This is a genomic window from Peptoniphilus grossensis (genome assembly GCF_001940285.1).
Classification (GTDB): Bacteria; Bacillota; Clostridia; order Tissierellales; family Peptoniphilaceae; genus Peptoniphilus_A; species Peptoniphilus_A faecalis.
Map to the genome: position 1 here is coordinate 1 of NZ_MJIH01000001.1, position 21,728 is coordinate 21,728.

Here is a 21,728-nt window from a genome sequence, read left to right on the forward strand (position 1 = left end):
TGAGCATATAAAGGACACTTGTATACCACAAATTTGTTTTTTTGGAGTTCCATTAATCATAATCGGTGGATTTGTTACAACAATAATTTAAAATTAAAAAATAAAAGAGATTCCTGCGGGGTGTACAGGAATCTCCTTTATTTTTGTCAAAATATAAGTAAAGGATGTAAAATAATTATTATTATCTTACTAAGTATATTATAACTCAAGCTCAGTAAAAGTAAAGAAAAATTTTATAATACGAACGATATTCCATATTGTGGAATATCGTAAAATATAAAAATACAATAAATTTATTTAAAAACTATTTATCTTTTTGGCAATCAGGGCAGATGCCACGAAGTTCTACTATGTGATTTGTAACAGTGTAACCTGTTTCCCTTTCTGCAATATTTTCAAATCAGAAATTGGACAATTTTCGATTGCAGAAATTTTTCCACATTTATCGCATACGATGTAATGTCGGTGTCCCATATTTGCAAATTCAAAATAGTAAAGTCCATTGTGATATAAATTCTTTTTAAAATATTTTTTTTCAGTGAGTTCGTTTAACATTCGATAAAGGGAAGTGAAGCTTGGCAAAGATTTTTTATCCACCGCTTCATAAATTTCTTCAGTATTCATTGGTACATGGGAACTGTAAAGTAAATTTAGAAGTGCTAATCTTCCCTTAGTTATTTTCAAATTATTTTTCCTTAGTATATCTTCAAAGCTTTTCAAAAAATCACCCGCTTTCAATGTTTAATATTTATATCAAAATTTATTTAATTTCAAAAATTACTTTAATAATAATAATTAGTGCTATAATAATTAATGGAAATCATTATTATTTAGGAGGAAAAATGAAAAATATAAGAAAATTTTATTTTTATTAGCAGGAATTGTTTTATTTTCAGGCTGTTCCAAGGGTGCAGATATGAAAAATGCTACAAAAGAAGATACAAGTAAGGAAGGGCTAAAGGTATATGCTTCAGTTTATCCAATGTATGATTTTGCAAAGAAAATTGCTGGAGACAAATTAGACGTAAAAATGGTAATGCCACAGGGAATGAACCTCATGGATGGGAACCGGATTCTAATGCAATTAAAAATCTTGAGAATGCAAATATGTTTATTTACAATGGTGCAGGTCTTGAATCTTGGACAGACAAAGTTGTTGATTCTTTATCAAACAAAGATTTAAAAGTTGTGGAAGCATCAAAAGGTGTTGAACTAATTAAGTCAGCTCATGACGAAGATGAAGAAGAACATGAACATGAAGAAGTTGAAAACAACAAAACCACGATGCAGCTAAAGAAAACAACAATCACAGTAATGAAGACGACCATGATCACGAAGATCACGAGCATGGTCCAATGGATCCTCACGTATGGATTTCACCAAAGAATGCAAAAATAGAAATGGAAAACATAAAAAATGCTTTTGTTGAACTTGACAAAGAAAATGCAGATTATTATGAGTCAAATTACCAAAAATATGCTAAAATGTTAGATGAACTTGATGCAAAATACAGTGAATCTTTAAATAAGCTTCCAAACAAGACAATTGTAGTAAGCCATGAAGCTTATGGTTATTTATGTAAAGAATATGGTCTTACTCAAATTGGTATAAAGGGCGTAAACGCAGAAACTGAACCTGATGCAAAGAAAATGGCGGAAATAATTAATTACATCAAAGAAAATAAAATTAAAACTATTTTCACAGAAGAATTAATTGATCCAAAAGTTTCAAAAATTATTGCCGATGAAACTGGATGCGAGGTAAAAGTTCTTTCGCCAATTGAAGGCCTTAGCGAAGAAGAAATTAAAAATAATGAAGAATATTTTAGCATCATGGATAAAAATTTAGAAAATTTAGTGGGTGCTTTAAAATAGTGAAGGAAAAATTGTTAGAAATCAAAAGTCTAAGTTTTAAATACAGTGATGAATTAGTTTTAGATGACATAAATTTTGATGTTTATAGGGGCGACTACATCGCCCTTATAGGTTCTAACGGTGCCGGAAAGTCGACATTAGTTAAGCTGATATTAAATCAACTTAAACCACTTACCGGCACCATTTCTTTTTATACAAAAAATGGATTAAAGGACATTGGATATGTTCCACAACTTTCCATACCATCAAGTATGGAATTTCCAATAACTGTAACAGAACTTTTATCTCTTGCACTTTATCCAAAGAACAAGGGGTTTAAAAAATTAAAGGAATACGACAAAGAAAAAATTATCAATGCTTTAAATCTTGTTGGCATGGAAAAATACAAGGATAGACTTTACACAGAATTATCTGGAGGACAAAGACAGAGAGTTTTAATTGCAAAAACACTTGTGGCAACACCCGAATTTTTAATTTTAGACGAGCCAATGACAGGAGTAGATAAGGAGTCCAAGGATTCATTATTTCATCTCTTGAGTCATATAAATATGAAACACGAAATTACAATTCTAATGATCACACATAATCTTGAAGAAGTTGAAGAAAATGTAAACAAAGTTTTTGAGATAAAAGACGAAAAAATTAGGGAAGTGAAATAATGGAAATTTTTAAGTATTCATATATGATTAAAGCACTAATTGTTGGAGCATTTTTGTCAATAATTATTCCGTGCATGGGAGTTGTAGTTGTAAACAAAAAGATTTCAGTGATTGGAGATGCACTTTCTCACGTTTCCCTTGCTGGTGTAATGCTTGGACTTATTACTTCAATTTCACCAGTGCTTGGTGCACTTTTATTATGTATAGTTGGTTCAATTTTTCTTGAATATGTTAGGAAAAATTTCCTGGGTATCAAGAAATTTCCACTGCAATTTTAATGAGTACAGGAATTGGTCTTGCTTCACTTTTTTCTGGATTTGTAAAAACTAGTGCAAACTTTGAAGAATATCTTTTTGGTTCAATAATTGCTATTCCAGAATTTGATTTTTATTTAATTTTAATAGTTTCAATAATTGTATTTATTTTATTTTTCTATTTATTTACAGACCTCATGTATATTTCCTTTGACGAGTCTTCGGCAAGACTATCGGGAGTAAATGTAGATAGAATAAATTTGATTTTTATGATTTTAATCGCAGTTACAATTTCTGTTTCAGCAAGAACTGTTGGGATTTTAATCATATCATCTCTCATGGTAGTGCCAGTAGCCTGCGCAATGCAATTTAAGCTAGGCTATTTAAAGACGACTATACTTTCGTCTATCTTCGGTTTTATTTTTACAATAATTGGACTTGTATCATCCTTTTACATTGGATTGAAACCAGGAGGAGCAATAGTATTAATTGGAGTTTTATTTTTGACGATTATACTCTTAATAAAGAAAAAATAAGAGTGAGGATTTTGACATGTCCTCACTCTTTATTAATAATTTATGTTTTAATTTTTAACTATGACGACCGTAGTGTACATAATTTTCTTCATAGAAATATTTAAAATAAGAAGATGTTCCTGTTACGGAAAAATACAAATTACCACTCTCGCCAATGCCAACACTTCCTAAATGTACTATTATAGGAGTCTCCACTAATTGAGTAATAAATTCATGGCTGTCCTCCTAAGAAATAAATAATTTTAATTAAAATTAACATAAGCTATAAAATAAAACAAAGAGAAAATTTATTTTCATTATATTTATAATCCAAGATTAATATAATCCAAGATTATATAAACAAATGAAAAAAGCAAAAACAATAAAAGCTATAAAAGTGCAGAGGTATGTAAGAATATAATATTCTTTTTTAAAGGATTTTTTAAAATCAGAAAAACCTAGCTTTCCAAGTATGATAGGGAAAAAGGGTAATAAAATAATTAAAAATTGTCTAAATAAATAATTAGAATAATCGCTCATATAATCACCTCGTCTTAATTGTAATATATTTTTGTTAATATGCAATGATATTTAGATAAAGTGAGAATAAAAATATTTTAGCTTAAAGCTAATAAGATTCTTTATTTATAGGCATCTTTGTTTTATTATAGAGAGAGCAAGGCATAGGAGTGTTTTATGAAAATTCAAGTTAAAGAAAATAATTATACAATTGATATTGTTTATAAATGTGAAGAGAAAATAAAAAATTTTTTAAATAAAAATAGAGATTCAAAATATTTAGTAATAACTGATGAAAATGTCTACAATCTTTACAGTGAAAGATTAAAAAATATTATGTATGGATTAAATTTTTATATTTTCAAATTTCCTGCTGGAGAAAAGTCTAAATCCATGGAAAATTATATAAATATTAATAAATTTTTGCTGGAAAATAATTTTAACAGAGGAGATATTATAATTGCCTTTGGTGGCGGAGTTGTAGGTGATATTTCTGGATTTGTTGCAGCAACATATTTAAGAGGAATTGATTTTATTGCTATGCCAACGACCCTTCTTTCCATGATTGATTCTTCAGTTGGTGGTAAAAATGGCATTAACTTTATGAATTTAAAAAATCAAATAGGATCTTTTTATTTTCCAAAATATGTCTATATTGATTATAGCTTTTTAGAAACTTTGGACGATAGAAATATTAACAATGGACTTGCAGAAATTTTTAAATATTCTGTACTAAAAGATAAAAATCTTTTTTATTACTTAAAGTCCTGTAACAAACTTGATTATAAAAAAATAATTTATGAATCGCTAAATATTAAACTTGATTTTGTGAAAGAGGACGAGAGAGATAAGGGAAAAAGACAAAAATTAAATCTTGGTCATACTATTGGTCATGGAATTGAATCCCTTTCGAACTATAAATTAAATCATGGAGAGAGCATTGGAATTGGAACAATTTATATGGCAAGAGCTGCTTATAAAATGGGCATAGCAAAAAGCGATTTTTCAAAAGAATTAATTTTAGCCTTTAAAAATCACAATCTTCCAACAAGTTATGATTTTGATACAGATGAGATTTTAGAGATTTTAAAACACGATAAAAAGATAAATAAAAATCTTATAAATGTAATTCTTCCAATAAAAATTGGTGAAGTAATAAATAAAAAAGTTACTTTTGATGAATTAAGAGAAATTGTTGAATTAGGTAAGGGAAATGAATAGAATTATTGAAAATAAAAAACTTTCGGGAGAAATTTCAGGGATTACATCAAAATCCTATGCACATAGAGCTATTTTTTGTGCCGCAATTGCAAAGGGAAAGTCAATAATTGAAATAAGCGACCTTTCAAAGGATATTGAAGCTTCAATAAATGTAATAAAATCTTTGGGAGTTGAAGTTATAAAAAAAGATAATAAGTTTTATATAAATCCTTCCAAAATTTACAAAAGTCCAGTGACTTTTGATGTAAATGAAAGTGGAACTACTCTTAGATTTTTACTTCCAATTGTTGCAACACTTGGTCTTGATGCAAAAATCATAAGAAGAGGAAGTCTAATTAATCGAACAAATTCAGTTTATTTTCACGAATTTCCAAAACATGGCGTAGATATTTATGAAAAGGGTGATATGATTTTTGTAAGTGGAAAATTAAAAGACTATAATTTTACGCTTCCAGCAAATATTAGCTCACAATTTGTTTCGGGATTTATGATAGCTTCAGGATTTTATGGCGAAGATTTTAATATTAAAATTACTACAGAAAGGGAATCAAAACCGTATATCGACATGACAATTGATATAATGAGAAAATTTGGAAGTTGTGTAATAGAAAAGAAAAGGGGATATATTTGTAGGGGCAAATTTAAAGCGATAGATTATGTTGTAGAAAAAGATTGGAGCAATGCTTTATTTTTCTTGGCAAGTGGTGTAAAGGTCAAAGGTTTAGATAAAAATTCTAAGCAAGGAGATAGAAAAGCAATTGAAATTTTCAGGGATTTGGGATATGAAAATATTTTAAAAGATGAATTTCAATTTAAAAGAGTTAAAGATCCAAAGAAAAAAATTATTATAGATGCCAAAAATATGCCTGATGCAGTTCCTATTCTTTCAGTACTTGCTGCTGCATCTAATACAGAGACAGAAGTTATAAATATAAAAAGATTAAAATTAAAGGAAAGCGACAGAGTAAAGAGCACTGTTGAGATGCTAAATAATTTAGGCGTAGATGTTAATCTAAGGGAAGAATCTTTTTCTTTTAGTGGAATAGAAAAATTTAAAAGTGCAAAAATTGATTCACATAAGGATCATAGAATTGCAATGGCATCATCTATTGCGGCAACTTTTGCAGAAGGTCCTATTATTATAAATAATAGCGATTGCGTGGAAAAATCCTACAAAAACTTTTTTAAGGATTTTAAATCTTTGGGAGGAATTTCAAATGTCCTATAGTTTTGGCAAAAATTTTAAAGTAACTTTATTTGGTCAATCTCATTCTAAGGGAATTGGTATTTTAATTGAGGGAATAAGTGCGGGCTATAAAATAAATAGAGATTTAATCGCAAAAAATTTAGATAGAAGAAGACCGGGCAAAAATAAATTCTCAACTGCAAGATGTGAACTTGATGACTTTCAAATTATAAGTGGTGAAGTTGATGGAATAACTTGTGGTGCTCCTCTTGCTTTTGTAATTGAAAACAAGGACCAAAGAAGCAGCGACTATGAAAATTTAAAGGACAATCCTCGTCCATCTCACGCAGATTACCCGGCCTATGTAAAATATGGTGGATTTAACGATATTAGAGGTGGCGGACAATTTTCTGGCAGGATGACGGCTCCAATTGTAATCGCAGGTTCTATTGCAGAAGATTTGCTATTAAACAGAGGAATAAAAATTTTTTCAAGAATAAAAAGCATTGGGAGTATAAAGGATGTTGAGATAAATTTAAATAATATTGATGAAGAAGTTTTTTATGACTTAAAAAATCAAGAGATACCAGTTTTTGATGAGCATACAAGAGAAAAAATGGGAAGTGAAATTTTAAAAGCAAAGGAAAGGGAAGATTCTATTGGCGGAATTGTGGAAACTTTTATTTTAAACATGCCAGCGGGAATTGGAGAACCCTTCTTTGATTCAGTTGAATCAGTTATTTCTCATGCAGTTTTTTCTATTCCAGGAGTTAAGGGAATTGAATTTGGGAGCGGATTTGAAGCTGCAAAAATGACGGGCAGTAGCCATAATGATGAATATTATTATGATGATGGAAAAGTTAAGACTAAAACAAATAATCATGGTGGAGTAATTGGTGGACTTACTACGTCAATGCCAATAATTTTTAGAACTGCAATAAAACCAACTAGCTCCATTGGAAAAACTCAATACACAATATCATTAAAAAATAAAACAAGGGAAAAGTTAAATATTCATGGAAGGCATGATCCTTCAATTGTGCCTCGTGCATTAGTTGCCATTGAAATGATTTCGGCAATTGCAATTTTAGATTTAGTTATGGAAGGTGAAAGATGAAAAATTTAGATGAATCGAGAAAAACATTGGATCAAATTGATTCACAAATTGTAGATCTTTTAGAAAATCGAATGAAGATTTCAAAGGAAATTGGAATTTACAAATTAAATAACAATTTAAATACAGAAGATTCATCACGGGAAGATAAAATTATAAAAAAACTGGAAAATAAAATAGATCCTGAATTTAAAAATTCTATAAGACCAATTTATAGTGAAATTTTTAGTGAAAGCAAAAAAATTATTACAAAAGTAAAAAATGAAAATTTTAAATATGGTTTAATTGGAGAGGACTTATCTCATAGTAAATCTAAGGAAATTCATGAACTATTTGAAAAATATAATTACAATTTAAAGAATTTAAAAAAAAGTGATGTTGAAAGTTTTTTTGAAAATAAAAATTTTCTCGGCATAAATGTTACAATTCCTTATAAAGAGATTTCAATGAAATATTTAAATGAAGTAGATGGACTTGCAAAAGAAATTGGTGCAGTGAATACTATTGTAAATAGAGCTGGAAAATTAATTGGATATAACACGGATTATTTTGGATTGGATTACAGTTTAAATCACTATGGAATAAATATTAAAGATAAAAAAGTTTTGATTCTTGGAAGTGGTGGAGCAAGTAAAATGGTACAAAAACTTGCAAAAGACAAAGGTGCAACAAGTGTAATTGTGATAAGTAGAAGTGGCGAAAACAATTACGAAAGATTGGATAAATATAAGGACTACAATATTTTAATTAATACAACACCTATTGGAATGTATCCCTATAATATGGAATGCAAAGTTGATCTCGCTAGATTTCAAGCTTTAGAAAGTGTAATTGATTTAATTTATAATCCACTAAACACAAAATTAATTTTAGATGCAAAAAGACTTGGATTAAAAACTATGTCCGGACTTTTGATGTTAGTTGTGCAAGCTTTTTTTGCTGGTGAATTATTTTTAGATGAAAAACTAGACAAGAGTTTAATAGAAAAAGTTTATTTGAATTTAAAAAAAGATATGCAAAATATAGTCTTTGTTGGCATGCCATCTGCTGGCAAGACTACAATGGCAAAGCTATTGTCAGAAAAATCTAATAGAGAATTTTTTGATACAGATAAATTAATTGAAGAAAGAGAAGGGAAAATTTCTGAAATTTTTAAAAATAAGGGCGAAAAATATTTTAGAGAAGTCGAAAGCAAAATTTTAAAGGAAGTTTCAAAAAAAACTGGAGTAGTAATTGCCACTGGTGGTGGTACACCTTTAAAAGAAGTAAATAGAGACTTAATTTTACAAAATTCAATAGTAATTTATTTAGATAGAGATTTAAAGAACCTTGAAACCGAAGGAAGACCCCTTTCTAAAAATTTAAATAATCTTAAACAAATGTATGAAGATAGACATAAAATTTACGAAGACATCTCTCACATAAGAATAAAAGTAATTGAAGATAAAGAAAAAAATTTAGAGAAAATTTTGGAGGAAATCAAAAATTATGAAAATTTTAGTAATTGACGGTCCAAATATGAACATGCTTGGAATTCGTGAAGTGAATATTTATGGAAGTGAAAACTATGAAACTTTATTAAAATTATTAGATGAAGTTGCTCTTGAAGAAAATATTGATATAATACACTTTCAATCAAATTATGAGGGAGCGATTGTCGATGAAATTCAAAAAGCTTATCAAAAAGTTGATGGCATAGTTATAAATCCAGCTGCCTATACTCACACAAGTGTTGCAATTTTAGATGCTCTTAAATCTGTGAGTATACCAACAGTTGAAGTTCACATTTCAAAAGTTTCAGAGCGTGAAGACTTTAGACAAATAAATTTTATTAAGCCCTATGCAATAAAATCCTTTGAAGGATTTGGCATAGATGGATACAAAAGGGCAATAATATATCTAAAAAATTATTTAAAGGGGAAAAAATGAAATCACTTATAATTGACAATTACGATTCTTACACCTACAATCTTTTTCAATTAATTGGAAAGGTTAGTGGAGTAGAGCCAATTGTAATTAAAAATGACGAGATGACTTATGAAGAAATTTTAGATTTAGACTTTGACAATGTAATTCTTTCTCCAGGTCCCGGAAGTCCAGAAAAAGAAAAAGACTTTGGAGTGTGTAAAGATATTATTGAAAAATTAAATAAACCAATTTTGGGAATTTGTCTTGGACATCAAGGAATATACTACTACAATGGTGGAAAAATTTTAAAGGCGAGAGAGCCAATGCACGGTAGACAAAGTGAAGTGATTCATAAGGGAAAAAATTTATTTAAGGGAATAAAAAATAATTTTAAAGTAACAAGGTATCATTCCTTAATTTGCGAGGACAAAGAACTTGAAAATATAAATATTGATGCAAGGACAAGTGATGGCATTGTAATGGCAATTTCTCATAAGAATAAGCCAATTTATGGAGTTCAGTTTCACCCCGAGTCCATAGCAAGTGAATGTGGAGAAAAGTTAATAGAAAATTTTATAAATATTTGTCAAGAATTTTATAAAACAAGGGAACTTTATTATGAAATAATTGATAAGAGTTTTGATACTAAAAATATTTATGACAAAATTTATAATTACTGTGAAGGAACTCTTTGGCTAGACAGCAGCAAGGTGGAAGAAGGACTTTCGAGATTTTCTATTTTTGGACTTCAAGGGCCTAAGAGCCATACAATTAAATACGATGTTGATAAAAAAATTGTAGAAAAATCCTTTGAAAATTCTTCAGAAGTAGAAATTTATAATATAGATATTTTTGATTTCTTAAAGAAAAATCGCAAAAAGTGGATTTATGACGAATCACTTCCCTTTGATTTTCAATTGGGATATATTGGCTACTTTGGTTATGAATTAAAAAAAGATACAGAAAAGGTAATAAATAAATATTCCTATGAACATCCCGATGCCTATTTTAAATATTGCGATAGAGCTTTAGTTTACGATCATAAAGAAGAAAAATTATATTTTCTTTCTCATGTTGACGATAAAAATTGGATAAATGAAATAAAAAATATTTTAGAAAAAGAAATTGAAATAAAAAAAGGGGATAATACAAAAAAAGATTTTCCAAAATTAAAATTTATAAAGGACAAAAAAACTTACATTAATGACATAAAAAGAATAAAGGAATTAATTTGCGAAGGGGAAACTTATGAAGTATGTCTAACAAATAGACTAGATATTTTTGACAAAATAAATGGAAAAAAATATTATGAATATTTGAGAGAAAAAAGTCCTGGACAATACAGCGCCTACTTGCCCTTTGATGAAATAAAAATTGCGTGTTCTTCAATGGAAAGATTTTTAAAGGTGGACAAGAATAATTTTGTAACTACAAAGCCAATTAAGGGAACTGTAAAAAGAGGAGATTCTTTAGAAGAAGATCAAAAATTAATTGAAGAGTTAAAAAATGAAGAGAAAACGAAGTCAGAAAATCTTATGATTGTAGATTTACTTCGCAATGATTTGGGTAAATTTTGTAAAATTGGTTCTGTTGAAGTGCCAAAATTAATGGACGTGGAGACTTATAAAACTCTACACCAACTTGTTACTACAGTTTCTGGAAAAATTAAAGATGATGTTGATATAATAGATGTGCTGAGAAAAACTTTTCCAGGTGGATCAATGACAGGTGCTCCTAAAAAAAGGACATTGGAAATAATAGATGAATTAGAAAATTATCCACGAGGAATTTATTCCGGAACTATTGGATATATTTCAAATAATTCCACAATGGATTTTAATATTGTAATTAGAACTGCATTAATTGAAGATGAAAAGACTACTATTGGAGTTGGTGGAGCTATTATTATTCTATCAGATGAAGAGGAAGAGTTCGATGAAATTGTTTTAAAGGCAAAGGGTTCTCTTCTTGCACTGCAATCTTATTACAATAATTTTGATGAGATAGATATTGAGGGAAGCAAAGGATAATGAAAGATAAATTAAGTAAAGGAAAAATTGTAAAAATTAAAGAAGTAAAGGTGGGCGGAAATAAGCCTATTATTATAGCAGGTCCTTGCTCTATTGAATCTCGTGAACACATCGTTGACGAGGCTTTATCGTTAAAAGAAATAGGAGTAGACATACTTCGTGGTGGTGCCTTTAAGCCAAGGACAAGTCCCTTTGACTTTCAGGGTCTTGGGTTTGAGGCAGTTAAGTACTTAAAGGAAGCATCAGAAAAAAGCAATCTTCCCATAGTAACAGAAGTATTAAGCGAAGAGCATGTTGAGAAGATGAAAGATTATGTAGATGCCTTCCAAATAGGTTCTAGAAATATGTATAATTATGCTCTTTTAAAAAAAGTTGGGAAAACAATGAAACCAATAATTTTAAAAAGAGGATTTTCTGCAACTTTAAGGGAGTGGGAGATGGCTGCAAAATATATTGAAGCTGAGGGAAACGAAAATATAATTTTTTGCGAGAGAGGTATAAGGACCTTTGAAACTGAACTTAGAAATACATTGGATCTTGCAGGAGCTTATCTCTTAAAAGAAAAAACTGGCTATCCTGTAATTGTGGATCCAAGCCATGGCACAGGCAAAAGAGAATTAATTTTCCCAATGGTAAAAGCTGCGCTTGCACTTGGACTTGACGCAGTGATGATTGAAGTTCATCCAAATCCTGATGAAGCAATGAGTGATGCAGCACAAACTATTGACTATAAGACCTATGAAAAAATAGCAAAATATGTAGGAGAATTTAATGAAAATAGAATTTGACGATGGTTTTTCCTTTGGAAAGGGTGTCTTTGAAACTATAAAAGTAGTTGATGGTATGCCTTTATTTTTAGAAGATCATTTAAAAAGACTAAAAAATTCTTTGGATTTTTTTGAAATAAAAACTGATATTGATGAAAAAAAGATTTATGAATATATAGATAAATCAAATAATAAAAACTTTGCCATGAAAGTGATTATTTCAGATAAAAATTTTATTGTTACTTCAAGAGAAGATAATTATAGGAATGATAATAAGTCTTATAAACTGAAAATTTCCAAAGTCAAAAGAAACTCAACTTCAAAAATAATTTATCACAAAAGCCTTTCCTATTATGAAAATATTTTAGAGCATAGATTGGCGGTAGGTGGTGGTTATGATTCAGCCTTATTTTTAAATGAAAGAGAAGAAATAAGTGAGACCTCTTTCGCCAATATATTTTTTGTAAAAAATGACAAGATTTATACTCCAACAGTTTCTTCGGGACTTTTAAGGGGAACAATGCGAGGATTTTTGATTAAGAATTTTGAAATTATTGAAGATAAAATTTACGCCAAGAATTTAGATAGTTTTGACGAGTGTTTTATTTCAAATTCACTAATGGGAGTTAGAAATGTAGTTTCCATTGACGAAATAAAATTTAACAGGAATGTGAAAACAAAAATAATACAAGATTATTTAAAAAAATTTGGATTTTAAAATATTTAGACTGGAGATCGCAACTTTTTTATACTTTTTAGTATGAATAAACCACTGGCTTATCCAGTGGTTATGATCTGTCCATTTTATATTTTTTATTTTTGTAATAAAACCAAAGGATAATTAAAAAATATATCCCAGTTATAGAAAACAATAAAGTTTGCTCTAAAAAAAGTGCTGTAAAAGCTAAGTAAAAATCTTCAGCCAGCAATAAAAGTATGTGATCTGGATTAATGTCTAATTTAGAAATTAAAACCATTGGAATTATGTTTAATGCTGATATTATAATAAAATAAATGTAAATACTTTCGTGAATTTTATTGAAATACACATGGTCAATATGCGTTAAAGCTAATTTAAGTGAACAATAATAAAAAACATATAAAAGTATTGTAATTATCTTTTTTTTCATGATTAACTTACCAGTTGGGACAGTTATACCATTGACTAACTACTACCGTGTATCTATTTAGATCATTTGTGTCAATATTTTCTTTTGAATTTGCAGCATTGAATTCAATAGCATATGAATTAATAGGAACAATCAAAAAAGCTAAGATTATTAACATTGATATTTTACACAAATTTTTTCTCATAAAAACAGTATACATCCTTTAATATTGTAAAATAAAATGGACTAATAAAAGTAAAATTAATTTTACTTTTAAATAATATTAACACAAGTAGTTTTATTTTTCAAATGAGAAGAAAATTAACACTAACTATTAAATAGATGAAGAAAAGACTTTTTTGTTGTAAAATTAATATAGATGAAAAGGTGATTTTGTGAAAAAAACTAATGCGATGAGAATTCTTGAAAGTGAGAACATAAATTTTGAAATAATTGAATACTCAACTAAGGATGGAATTGGCGGAGTAGATGTTGCAGAAAAGTTGGGAGAAGACAAGGATAGAGTTTTTAAAACTCTTGTGACAGAAGCAAAAGATGGTGAGCATTTTGTATTTGTTGTTCCAGTTTCTAGTGAGCTTGATTTAAAAAAGGCAGCTAAGGCATCAAATTCTAAAAAAATTGAAATGATTCCACAAAAAAAGTTGCTTCCACTCACTGGTTATGTCCACGGCGGTTGTTCTCCAGTTGGTATGAAAAAATCTTTTAAAACTTATATTGATTCATCAGCTGAAAATCTAGACTTTTTTTATGTAAGTGGTGGAAAAGTTGGCATGCAAATAAAAGTAAATCCAAGAGAACTGATTTCTGCAATTGATGGAGAATTTTCGGATATTAAAAAGGAGTAAGTATGTACAGAGATATTTATGAAAAATGGCTTGCAAGTAAAAATGTAGATGAAAATTTAAAAAAAGAACTCATTGACATAAAAGACAATGAAGAAGAAATTGAAGATAGGTTTTATAAAAATTTAGAATTTGGAACTGCAGGGCTTCGTGGAATTTTAGGTGCAGGTACAAATAGAATGAATTATCTAACTGTTGGGAAAACTGCAATTGCACTTTCAAATTTAATCGAAAATCTTGGCGAAGATGCAAAAAAAAGAGGGGTAGTAATTGGACGCGATATAAGACATTTTTCCTACGAATTTTCAATTTTGACTGCAAAAATTTTGGCAGAAAGAGGGATTACCGTTTATTTATTTCCAGGCATTACCCCAACTCCACTTCTCGCTTATTCAATAAGATACTTAAAAACAATTTCTGGAATAATGATTACTGCATCTCACAATCCAAAAAATTACAATGGGTTTAAACTTTATTGGGAGAAGGGGTCTCAAATTTTATCGAACATTGCAGATAGAATGGAAGAAGAGGCACAAAAAGTCGACATCTTAAACTTTGATTTTGCTAGGCTAAAAAAATTAGGCGAATATGAAAATATTAAATTTATTGGTGAAAAAGTTACAAAATCTTTTTATAGAAATACTCTGAAACACACATTGACTGACGATGTCGACAAGGACATAAAGATTATTTACACACCCTTAAGTGGATGTGGCAATAAATTTGTGAGAAAAATTTTAGAACTCCGTGGTTTTAAAAATGTAATTGTTGTGCCAGAGCAAGAAAACCCAGATGGAGATTTTACAAAGGTTACAAATCCAAACCCTGAAGATATAAGGGCCTTTGACAAGGCAATTGAGCTTGCAAAAAAAGAAAATGCCGACATAATTATTGCAACAGATCCAGATGCAGATAGAGTTGCTGTATTGGAAATGAATGGCGAAGTTTTTAGAATAACGGGAAACCAAATGGGTTTTATCCTTGGTAATTTTATTTTGGAAAGAATTAAGGATAAAAATATTGAAAGGGGAGCAATAGTAAAGACAGTTGTAACTTGTGATTTAATTAAAAAAATTGCAGAAAACTTTGACGTTGAAGTTTTTGAAACTTTAACTGGCTTTAAAAATATTTGCAATCTTCCTAATATTTGGGAAGAAAGTCATGAAAAGAACTTTATTTTTGGATATGAAGAGTCCATAGGATATGTAATTGGAGACCATATTAGGGACAAGGATGCCATTGGCACGTCAATGATTGTGGCAGAGATGGCGGGCTATTTAAAGAAGAGGAATTTAAAAATAAAGGATTATCTTGAAGAAATTTACAAAAAATATGGATATTTTGAAGAATATCTAGACTCAATTTATTTTGAAGGCAAAGATGGAAAAATAATCATGGAAAAAATCATGGATGACTTTAGAAAAATTGAGAGCTTTGAAAAAATTGGCGTGCTAAAGAAAAAAATTGATTTTATTAAAGATGAAGAAAACCCACAAGATTTATTAAAATTTTATTTTGATGAAGAAACTTGGTTTGCACTAAGACCTTCAGGAACAGAACCAAAACTAAAAATTTATGCTTATGCAGTTTCAGAAAATAAAGATGAAGCTAATAAAATAATAAATGCAATGAAAGAAGAAATAATGGAAAAAATCGAGGCAAGTAGGTGATTGTATGATATTATTTTGTGACTTTAATCCAAAAATCATTAGAGAATATATATTAAATAGCGAGCTGGAAAATATTATTGAAAGCTCTAAAATTTATCCAAGTGGCAGGGGGATTTATATGTCTCTTTTTGCGAAAAAAATTGGCGTGGACTCAGAAGTTTTTATGCTAAAGGGAAGTGGAAGGGGAAGAGAAATTGCACTTGCTCTAAGTAGACTTGGAATCGACATAAATTACACAGCACTAAAAGACGAAAATGTGGAAGAAGTTATAATAAAGAGTAAAAATTTTGAAAAAAGATACAAGACTAAGGACCCCAGGATTACTATGGAAGATAGAAATGATATTTTAAGTTCCTTTGAGAGAGCATTGTATAATAAAAAAATTGTAGTAATTCCAAAAATTGATTTATTTGGACTTGACGATGAAATTTACGAAAAACTTATTAAAATTTGTTATAAAAACAATACAAAAGTTGCTGTAAATCCAAAAAATCTTGATGCAATAGAAAAGACGAACCCATATATTTTAATGTTTGATAAAGATGACATTGAAGGGGAAAGAAAAATAAATTATACCGGTGAAGTCATTGAATACAATAAAAAATTTATCAAATCAGGAACGAAAATTGTTTTTGTGAATAGCAAGAGAGCAACAATTATTTCCACTGAAGATAAAAATTATAGAGCTTATGTAGATAAACAAAAATTAGAAAGAAAGGAAATCACAGAAAAATTGGATAGCTCCTTATCTCTTGCTGGTCTTGCCATTGCAATCGACAGAGATTATGATTTTATCACTTCAATAAAACTTGCAATATCCTGTGGAGTGTGGGAAAATTTTGTTGAAAAGGATAAGATAGAAATGAGTGCTATTAAAAAAATTATGAATAGCGTTGAAGTTGAAGAAATTTAGGAGGATAAATGAAGAATTTTCACTTAAATAGAGAGGATGTACTCTTTGCCTTTATTGACATTCAAGATAAATTATTAAAGGCAATTTACAACAAAGAAGAAATTGTAAAAAACTCTGCAATTTTGGCAAAAGTTGCAAGTATTATTGGAGCAGAAGCAATTTATACAGTTCAATATCCAAAGGGACTTGGATACACTAATGAAGATGTAAAGGCTCCACTAGGGGACAAGGAAGAATTTGGCAAGTTAACTTTTAATTCCTATGGCGATGAAAATATTAAAAGGGAAATCGACAGACTTGAGAAAAAACAAATAATAATTTGCGGTATGGAAACACATATCTGCGTTTTTCAAACAGTTAGAGCGCTTTTAGAAGCAGGTTTTGAAGTTTTTGTTGTAGAAGATGCACTTGGATCAAGAACAGAAAAAAACTTTAAAAATGGGATAGAACTTCTCCGTGAAATGGGAGCCGTTGTTACAAATACTGAGACAGTATTATTTGACTTAGCAGGCGTTGCGGGTACAGATGAATTTAAAACTTTACAAAAATTAATAATTTGACACTTATGAGCTTCTTGATGGAGCTCTTTTTTAATTATAAACTGTGATATAATTATTTTGGTGATGAAATGAAAATAATTCATGCAGCAGATTTACATTTAAAAAAATTTTATAAGGGCAGACTTCCCCTTGAGATTTCAAATAAACTTTTAGAGGATACTTGGCGTACCTTTAGAGATGTAGCTAATTTCTCAAATGAAGTGGATGCAGATATTTTTTAATTGCTGGAGATTTATTTGAAAGAGAATTTTTTTATCTTAGAGATTTAAGAAGATTTTTAAATATAATAGAAGACATTAAGGCAAAGGTCTTTTTGGTTTTTGGAAATCACGATTATCTTTCCAAGGATAATTTATTTTTAAAGGTAGATTTGCCAGAAAATTTATATATATTTAATAGTGAGCTTGATTTTTATGAGTTAAAGGATTTAAATACGAGAATATACGGCATCTCCTACGACAGCTATAAATTTAAAAAAGATTTTAGCGATGTTAAACTTGATAAAAACTTCATAAATATTGGGCTTTTTCACTCAGATTTGAAGGATGAGAGGTATATGCCCCTTGATGAAAAATTTTTAAGAGAGTTTAACTATGTTGCACTTGGGCATATTCACAAGAGGGTAAAAGTATTTAACAATGCCTATTATTCTGGCTCGCTAATTCCACTTTCCTTTAAAGATGAGGGTGAAAGGGGAATAATTTTTTTAGATGACGAGAAAAAAACCATAGAATTTAAAAATTTTTCAAGGAGAGAATTTATAAATTTAGAAATAAAAATTGATAAGGATATGACTTTTTCTGAAATTTTAAAAAAGGTTCAAGGTAAAATTTCTACTGAGAATCTTTATAGAATTACTCTAAAGGGCGTGAGTCATAATAAAAGGGAAATAGAAAGTTTCCTTCTTGAAAATTTATCTGCATTTTATTTTGAGTTAATTAATGAAATTACAGAAGAAAGAAATCTTGATTTTGAAATTAAAGATAAGTATATTTTAGATTTACTTGGAACTTTTTCTAATAGCGACATTGAAAGGGATGCACGAGAAATCTCTAAGAATTACATTTTGGAGCAATATTATGGTATTTAAAGAATTGGGAATTTTAAGTTTTGGAAAATTTGAAAATGAAATAATAGAGCTTGATGAAGGGATAAATTTAATTTCTGGCAAAAATGAAGGAGGCAAGTCCACAATTGTAAATTTCATAGACGGAATTTTTTATGGATTTAGCAGAGATTCACTAGCCAAAAAAGTTCGTGACGATATTTTTGAAAAATCAAGACCTTGGAATTCAAATTTTTATAGAGGTTATATTGTTTTAAGTGATGGTAAAGAAAGTTTTAGAATAAGTAGAGATTTTAATAGTGATGAAATTTCAATTATAAATACAAACCACGGTGAAGATTTATCAAAGGACGAGAGGAATTATTTGTATTCGAGAATTCCACAACCTGGAGTTTTGTTTTTTGAAATAAGCAGGAAAATTTATAGATCTAGCTTTTTTATTTCTCAAAGGCTTTCACAAGTGGAAGATGATGCAGCAGAGGATTTAAAAAATAAAATCGATAATTTTTCTGTCTCTCAAGATGAAAATATAGATTTAACAAAGGTTTTAGATAAAATGAAAGATGATCTTTATGATTTAGGATCTAAAAGGCGTAAAACTTCAGAAATTGGAAGGATTTATGCTGAACTTGACAAAATTACTACTGAAAAATTAAATTTTATAAAGGTCAGAGAAAATTATGAGAAAACTGCCGAGGATTTTAAAGCTTCAAGGGAAAAATTAAAAACTTTGGAGGATAATTTAAGGGGTAGAAAACTTTTTGAACTTGAAACTTTGAAAAAAAAGTTAAGAGAAATTGAAGAAGAAAAGTCAAAAGAAGATGAAAGCTTAGTTTTTTCAGATTTGGAAAGGGCAATCGAAATAAATAAAACTACGGGGATTTATTTAAGTAAACTTGATGATTTAATTTCACAAGAAGGCAATAGTTATGAGATCGACGACTATGTGGAACAGGATTACAAGAGATTTCGAGACATTAAAGAAGAGATTTCAATTTTAAATGAAAATAATTTTTCTAAAGAGATTGAAATAATTTCTGGCGACATAAAAAACATCGAAAAAACTGTATTAAAATGTTTTTTAAAAATACTTTTTTCTACAATTGGAGGCATAGGGATAGTTTTTCTTTCAATTTATTTTAAAAAATATTTTTTAATAATTTTTTCTCTTTTATTTTTTCTCTATTCTTATTTTAGAATTATGAAGTTTAGAGAAAACAAGGATTTACTAAATAGACTTAGAAGTAAACTCATGGATTTTAAGAAAAAATCAATGGAGAAAACTATAAAGAAAAGAGGATTTGATAAAGATTTTGCAGAGCTTCTTGAAAAATATGACGCAAGAGATATAAGGTCATTATCAGAAATTTTAGAAGAAAAAAGGGAATTAAATTTAAAAAATATTTTTAAAAAGGAGTACAATGAAAGTTGGAAAGAAAAAAACAATCTTGAAATAGAAAAAACTAAGGAAAAAATTACAAATTTTGAAGGGGAACTTAGCAAAATTTTTGAAAAATATTCTGTAAAAAATATAAAAGAACTTAAAAGTTTATTTTACAACTATGCGGGTTTTGATGATAAGAGGGCAAGTGAGTACAAATACAGGATTGAAGAACTTGAAAAAGAAAATTTAAGCGGTGAAATGTACTCACAGGAGTCCCTAGAACTTATTTCAAAAAATATTAAGGAAACAATTATGGAAATTTCGAACTTGGAGGGAATTTTAAATACTCTAGAAGAATCCATGGAAAAACTTAGAACTTTGGAAGAAAAATCCTTTGAGCTAAAGGATAAATTAAAAAAACTAGAGTATAAGAGAAGTTTAATTGAGCTTTCCATAGAAAAGTTTGAAGAATTTATAAAACTAAAAAGAAGGGACACTCTCCCTATTTTAAGAAATAATATTTCAAAATATTTGGAGAAAATGACAAACTTCAAATACAGTGAAATTTTAATTGATGACAGATTTAAAATAAAGGTATATGATAAATTTGTTGACAGTTATGTTGATTTACACAATTTAAGCCTTGGAACTATTGATCAAATTTATCTTGCCTTTAGACTTTCTATTTCAAAAATAATTACAGACAAAAAAATTCCCCTCGTACTCGACAGTCATTTCGACAGTTATGATGATGATAGGTTAAAAAATACTCTTGATGTATTAAGGGATGAGGAGCAAGTTTTGATTTTTTCAAGCTCAAGTCGGGAAAGAGAAATTTTAGATAAGTACAATTTGACATATAAATTTATTAAACTTTGAGGTGTATATGATATTCGCAATAGGAGATCTTCACTTCGATTATACAGAAGAAAAGCCCATGGATATTTTTGGAAATAATTGGGAAAATCACGAAGAAAAAATAATAGAGAATTGGAAAGAAGTTGTCTCTGAGGATGACTTAGTCCTCTTGCCAGGGGATATTTCTTGGGCACTAAAGCTAGATATAGCAATTTACGATTTAAAAAAAATTGACGAACTACCTGGAACAAAGATTATTTCTAAAGGCAATCACGATTATTGGTGGTCTTCGCTAAATAAGATGAATAATTTAGGACTAAAGACGATTCATTTTTTGCACAATAACTCCTTTGAGTACAAAGATTATTCCATATGTGGCACGAGAGGTTGGGCTTCTCGTGATTCCTTTGAATTTTCAGAAGACGATGAAAAAATATATTTAAGAGAAGTCCAGCGACTTAAAAACTCCTTGGATTCTTGTGTAAACAAAAAAATAATTGCAATGATTCACTATCCTCCCTTTAATCAAGATTTAGAACCTAATGAATTTTCACAAACTCTTTCTGATTATAGCGTAGAAAAATGTGTTTATGGACATTTACATGGAAAGGGACATAAATATTCCTATGAAGGAGATTTGCTTGGAGTGGATTATAAATTTGTTGCAAGTGATTTTTTAGATTTTAAACTTAAAATAATTGAGGAGGACTAATGGAAAGGGAGATTGAAGTTAAACTTCTTGACATTGACATATTAGATTTTGAAAAAAAGATCCAAGCTTTGGGAGCAAATTTTGTCAAAGAAGAAGATCAAATAAATATTACAATTAATTCTACTGCACATAAAATTTATAAGAAGCAGGGATATCTTAGAATTAGAATTTCAAAATCAGAGGGTGAAGAAAAAAAATATTTCACTTTTAAAGAAAATATTTCCAATATAAGAGTAAGGGATAATATAGAGCATACTACTGAAATAAGTAGTGTGGATGATTTAATAAATATTTTAAAATGTCTTGGTTATGATAAATTTTACAAGGGCTATAAAAATAGAAAAAAATACAATTACAAAAATCTTGTGATTGATATTGACACTTGGGATGAAAAGACTTATCCAAAGCCATATGTTGAGATAGAAGCACCTAGCATTAATGAAATTTATGCACTTATTGATGAGCTAAAAATAGATAGAGAACACGTATCTACAATGTCCATAGATGAACTTAGAAAATCTTTAAAAAAATAGCGTGACATATATA

Annotated in this window: 23 protein-coding genes and 1 pseudogene; 22 read left to right on the forward strand and 2 right to left on the reverse strand. The window is 28.9% G+C overall.

Going from position 1 to position 21,728, the window contains the following annotated elements; genetic code table 11:
* Nucleotides 1-348: 348 nt before the first annotated feature.
* Nucleotides 349-720 (reverse strand): Fur family transcriptional regulator, encoded by a 372-nt coding sequence (locus tag BIV18_RS00005; RefSeq protein ID WP_235860737.1) that lies wholly within the window; start codon nucleotides 718-720, stop codon nucleotides 349-351.
* Nucleotides 721-916: 196 nt separating this feature from the next.
* On the opposite strand from BIV18_RS00005, the gene BIV18_RS10820 reads away from it, so the two are divergent.
* The 13 genes and pseudogenes from BIV18_RS10820 to BIV18_RS00065 all read left to right on the forward strand — a co-directional run bounded on the left by BIV18_RS10820 (nucleotide 917) and on the right by BIV18_RS00065 (nucleotide 12,765).
* The gene (locus BIV18_RS10820; protein ID WP_235860738.1) at nucleotides 917-1,183 is read left to right on the forward strand and encodes a hypothetical protein; all 267 of its coding nucleotides are present in this window, start codon (nucleotides 917-919) and stop codon (nucleotides 1,181-1,183) included.
* A complete protein-coding gene (locus BIV18_RS11180) occupies nucleotides 1,084-1,398 on the forward strand; it encodes a metal ABC transporter solute-binding protein, Zn/Mn family (RefSeq protein ID WP_268875181.1) in 315 nt (104 codons plus the stop codon). The genes BIV18_RS10820 and BIV18_RS11180 overlap by 100 nt, the downstream gene beginning before the upstream one ends.
* Nucleotides 1,356-1,874, forward strand: a complete 519-nt coding sequence (locus BIV18_RS00010; protein ID WP_268875133.1) for a metal ABC transporter solute-binding protein, Zn/Mn family — start codon at nucleotides 1,356-1,358, stop codon at nucleotides 1,872-1,874. The genes BIV18_RS11180 and BIV18_RS00010 overlap by 43 nt, the downstream gene beginning before the upstream one ends.
* The gene (locus BIV18_RS00015) at nucleotides 1,874-2,533 is read left to right on the forward strand and encodes a metal ABC transporter ATP-binding protein (RefSeq protein ID WP_075658513.1); all 660 of its coding nucleotides are present in this window, start codon (nucleotides 1,874-1,876) and stop codon (nucleotides 2,531-2,533) included. Before BIV18_RS00010 ends, BIV18_RS00015 begins: the two co-directional genes overlap by 1 nt.
* Nucleotides 2,533-3,323: pseudogene (locus BIV18_RS00020) on the forward strand (metal ABC transporter permease). The gene BIV18_RS00015 and the pseudogene BIV18_RS00020 overlap by 1 nt, the downstream one beginning before the upstream one ends.
* A 675-nt stretch (nucleotides 3,324-3,998) precedes the next feature.
* Nucleotides 3,999-5,042 carry a 3-dehydroquinate synthase gene (gene aroB, locus BIV18_RS00030; RefSeq protein ID WP_075658517.1) on the forward strand — a complete coding sequence of 348 codons (1,044 nt, stop codon included), beginning with the start codon at nucleotides 3,999-4,001 and terminating at the stop codon, nucleotides 5,040-5,042.
* A complete protein-coding gene (locus BIV18_RS00035; RefSeq protein ID WP_075658519.1) occupies nucleotides 5,035-6,270 on the forward strand; it encodes a 3-phosphoshikimate 1-carboxyvinyltransferase in 1,236 nt (411 codons plus the stop codon). Before aroB ends, BIV18_RS00035 begins: the two co-directional genes overlap by 8 nt.
* Nucleotides 6,260-7,345, forward strand: a complete 1,086-nt coding sequence (gene aroC / locus BIV18_RS00040; RefSeq protein WP_075658521.1) for a chorismate synthase — start codon at nucleotides 6,260-6,262, stop codon at nucleotides 7,343-7,345. Before BIV18_RS00035 ends, aroC begins: the two co-directional genes overlap by 11 nt.
* On the forward strand, nucleotides 7,342-8,850 hold the full coding sequence (locus BIV18_RS00045) for a shikimate kinase (RefSeq protein ID WP_075658523.1): 1,509 nt from the start codon (nucleotides 7,342-7,344) through the stop codon (nucleotides 8,848-8,850). Before aroC ends, BIV18_RS00045 begins: the two co-directional genes overlap by 4 nt.
* Nucleotides 8,831-9,271, forward strand: a complete 441-nt coding sequence (aroQ, locus tag BIV18_RS00050) for a type II 3-dehydroquinate dehydratase (RefSeq protein ID WP_075658525.1) — start codon at nucleotides 8,831-8,833, stop codon at nucleotides 9,269-9,271. Before BIV18_RS00045 ends, aroQ begins: the two co-directional genes overlap by 20 nt.
* Nucleotides 9,268-11,280 carry an aminodeoxychorismate synthase component I gene (gene pabB / locus BIV18_RS00055; RefSeq protein ID WP_083635505.1) on the forward strand — a complete coding sequence of 671 codons (2,013 nt, stop codon included), beginning with the start codon at nucleotides 9,268-9,270 and terminating at the stop codon, nucleotides 11,278-11,280. The genes aroQ and pabB overlap by 4 nt, the downstream gene beginning before the upstream one ends.
* Nucleotides 11,280-12,068 (forward strand): 3-deoxy-7-phosphoheptulonate synthase, encoded by a 789-nt coding sequence (gene aroF / locus BIV18_RS00060; RefSeq protein ID WP_075658529.1) that lies wholly within the window; start codon nucleotides 11,280-11,282, stop codon nucleotides 12,066-12,068. The genes pabB and aroF overlap by 1 nt, the downstream gene beginning before the upstream one ends.
* Entirely contained in the window at nucleotides 12,052-12,765 is a 714-nt protein-coding gene (locus BIV18_RS00065; RefSeq protein ID WP_075658531.1) for an aminotransferase class IV, read from the forward strand. Before aroF ends, BIV18_RS00065 begins: the two co-directional genes overlap by 17 nt.
* 70 nt (nucleotides 12,766-12,835) lie before the next feature.
* On the opposite strand, the gene BIV18_RS00070 is transcribed toward BIV18_RS00065, so the two are convergent.
* Complete coding sequence (locus BIV18_RS00070; protein WP_075658533.1) at nucleotides 12,836-13,177, reverse strand: hypothetical protein; 342 nt, start codon at nucleotides 13,175-13,177, stop codon at nucleotides 12,836-12,838.
* 374 nt (nucleotides 13,178-13,551) lie between these two features.
* On the opposite strand from BIV18_RS00070, the gene ybaK reads away from it, so the two are divergent.
* The 9 genes from ybaK (at nucleotide 13,552) to BIV18_RS00110 (ending at nucleotide 21,715) form a co-directional block, all read left to right on the forward strand.
* On the forward strand, nucleotides 13,552-14,022 hold the full coding sequence (gene ybaK, locus BIV18_RS00075) for a Cys-tRNA(Pro) deacylase (protein WP_075658535.1): 471 nt from the start codon (nucleotides 13,552-13,554) through the stop codon (nucleotides 14,020-14,022).
* 2 nt (nucleotides 14,023-14,024) lie between these two features.
* The gene (locus BIV18_RS00080; protein WP_075658537.1) at nucleotides 14,025-15,689 is read left to right on the forward strand and encodes a phospho-sugar mutase; all 1,665 of its coding nucleotides are present in this window, start codon (nucleotides 14,025-14,027) and stop codon (nucleotides 15,687-15,689) included.
* Between the two features lie 4 nt (nucleotides 15,690-15,693).
* Entirely contained in the window at nucleotides 15,694-16,602 is a 909-nt protein-coding gene (locus BIV18_RS00085) for a 1-phosphofructokinase family hexose kinase (RefSeq protein WP_075658539.1), read from the forward strand.
* A gap of 8 nt (nucleotides 16,603-16,610) precedes the next feature.
* Nucleotides 16,611-17,162, forward strand: coding sequence for an isochorismatase family protein (locus BIV18_RS00090; RefSeq protein ID WP_075658541.1), 552 nt, complete (start codon nucleotides 16,611-16,613; stop codon nucleotides 17,160-17,162).
* Nucleotides 17,163-17,230: 68 nt separating this feature from the next.
* Nucleotides 17,231-17,383 (forward strand): hypothetical protein, encoded by a 153-nt coding sequence (locus BIV18_RS10825; protein WP_235860739.1) that lies wholly within the window; start codon nucleotides 17,231-17,233, stop codon nucleotides 17,381-17,383.
* The gene (locus BIV18_RS00095) at nucleotides 17,383-18,252 is read left to right on the forward strand and encodes a metallophosphoesterase family protein (RefSeq protein ID WP_235860830.1); all 870 of its coding nucleotides are present in this window, start codon (nucleotides 17,383-17,385) and stop codon (nucleotides 18,250-18,252) included. The genes BIV18_RS10825 and BIV18_RS00095 overlap by 1 nt, the downstream gene beginning before the upstream one ends.
* Nucleotides 18,242-20,491 carry an ATP-binding protein gene (locus BIV18_RS00100; RefSeq protein ID WP_075658543.1) on the forward strand — a complete coding sequence of 750 codons (2,250 nt, stop codon included), beginning with the start codon at nucleotides 18,242-18,244 and terminating at the stop codon, nucleotides 20,489-20,491. Before BIV18_RS00095 ends, BIV18_RS00100 begins: the two co-directional genes overlap by 11 nt.
* Nucleotides 20,492-20,498: 7 nt before the next feature.
* Nucleotides 20,499-21,182, forward strand: a complete 684-nt coding sequence (locus tag BIV18_RS00105) for a metallophosphoesterase (RefSeq protein ID WP_075658545.1) — start codon at nucleotides 20,499-20,501, stop codon at nucleotides 21,180-21,182.
* Nucleotides 21,182-21,715 carry a class IV adenylate cyclase gene (locus BIV18_RS00110; protein WP_075658547.1) on the forward strand — a complete coding sequence of 178 codons (534 nt, stop codon included), beginning with the start codon at nucleotides 21,182-21,184 and terminating at the stop codon, nucleotides 21,713-21,715. Before BIV18_RS00105 ends, BIV18_RS00110 begins: the two co-directional genes overlap by 1 nt.
* Nucleotides 21,716-21,728 lie beyond the last annotated feature (13 nt).

Bases quoted from the DNA above. Each gene is read 5' to 3' on its own strand.
- BIV18_RS00045 (WP_075658523.1), top strand. From the start codon at position 7,342: ATGAAAAATTTAGATGAATCGAGAAAAACATTGGATCAAATTGATTCA.
- BIV18_RS00035 (WP_075658519.1), top strand. From the start codon at position 5,035: ATGAATAGAATTATTGAAAATAAAAAACTTTCGGGAGAAATTTCAGGG.
- BIV18_RS00100 (WP_075658543.1), top strand. From the start codon at position 18,242: ATGGTATTTAAAGAATTGGGAATTTTAAGTTTTGGAAAATTTGAAAAT.
- aroF (WP_075658529.1), top strand. From the start codon at position 11,280: ATGAAAGATAAATTAAGTAAAGGAAAAATTGTAAAAATTAAAGAAGTA.
- BIV18_RS00070 (WP_075658533.1), bottom strand. From the start codon at position 13,177: ATGAAAAAAAAGATAATTACAATACTTTTATATGTTTTTTATTATTGT.
- BIV18_RS10825 (WP_235860739.1), top strand. From the start codon at position 17,231: ATGAAAATAATTCATGCAGCAGATTTACATTTAAAAAAATTTTATAAG.
- BIV18_RS00065 (WP_075658531.1), top strand. From the start codon at position 12,052: ATGAAAATAGAATTTGACGATGGTTTTTCCTTTGGAAAGGGTGTCTTT.
- BIV18_RS00090 (WP_075658541.1), top strand. From the start codon at position 16,611: ATGAAGAATTTTCACTTAAATAGAGAGGATGTACTCTTTGCCTTTATT.
- BIV18_RS00110 (WP_075658547.1), top strand. From the start codon at position 21,182: ATGGAAAGGGAGATTGAAGTTAAACTTCTTGACATTGACATATTAGAT.
- pabB (WP_083635505.1), top strand. From the start codon at position 9,268: ATGAAATCACTTATAATTGACAATTACGATTCTTACACCTACAATCTT.
- aroB (WP_075658517.1), top strand. From the start codon at position 3,999: ATGAAAATTCAAGTTAAAGAAAATAATTATACAATTGATATTGTTTAT.
- BIV18_RS00105 (WP_075658545.1), top strand. From the start codon at position 20,499: ATGATATTCGCAATAGGAGATCTTCACTTCGATTATACAGAAGAAAAG.
- BIV18_RS00080 (WP_075658537.1), top strand. From the start codon at position 14,025: ATGTACAGAGATATTTATGAAAAATGGCTTGCAAGTAAAAATGTAGAT.
- aroC (WP_075658521.1), top strand. From the start codon at position 6,260: ATGTCCTATAGTTTTGGCAAAAATTTTAAAGTAACTTTATTTGGTCAA.
- aroQ (WP_075658525.1), top strand. From the start codon at position 8,831: ATGAAAATTTTAGTAATTGACGGTCCAAATATGAACATGCTTGGAATT.
- BIV18_RS00010 (WP_268875133.1), top strand. From the start codon at position 1,356: ATGGATCCTCACGTATGGATTTCACCAAAGAATGCAAAAATAGAAATG.
- BIV18_RS00085 (WP_075658539.1), top strand. From the start codon at position 15,694: ATGATATTATTTTGTGACTTTAATCCAAAAATCATTAGAGAATATATA.
- BIV18_RS10820 (WP_235860738.1), top strand. From the start codon at position 917: ATGAAAAATGCTACAAAAGAAGATACAAGTAAGGAAGGGCTAAAGGTA.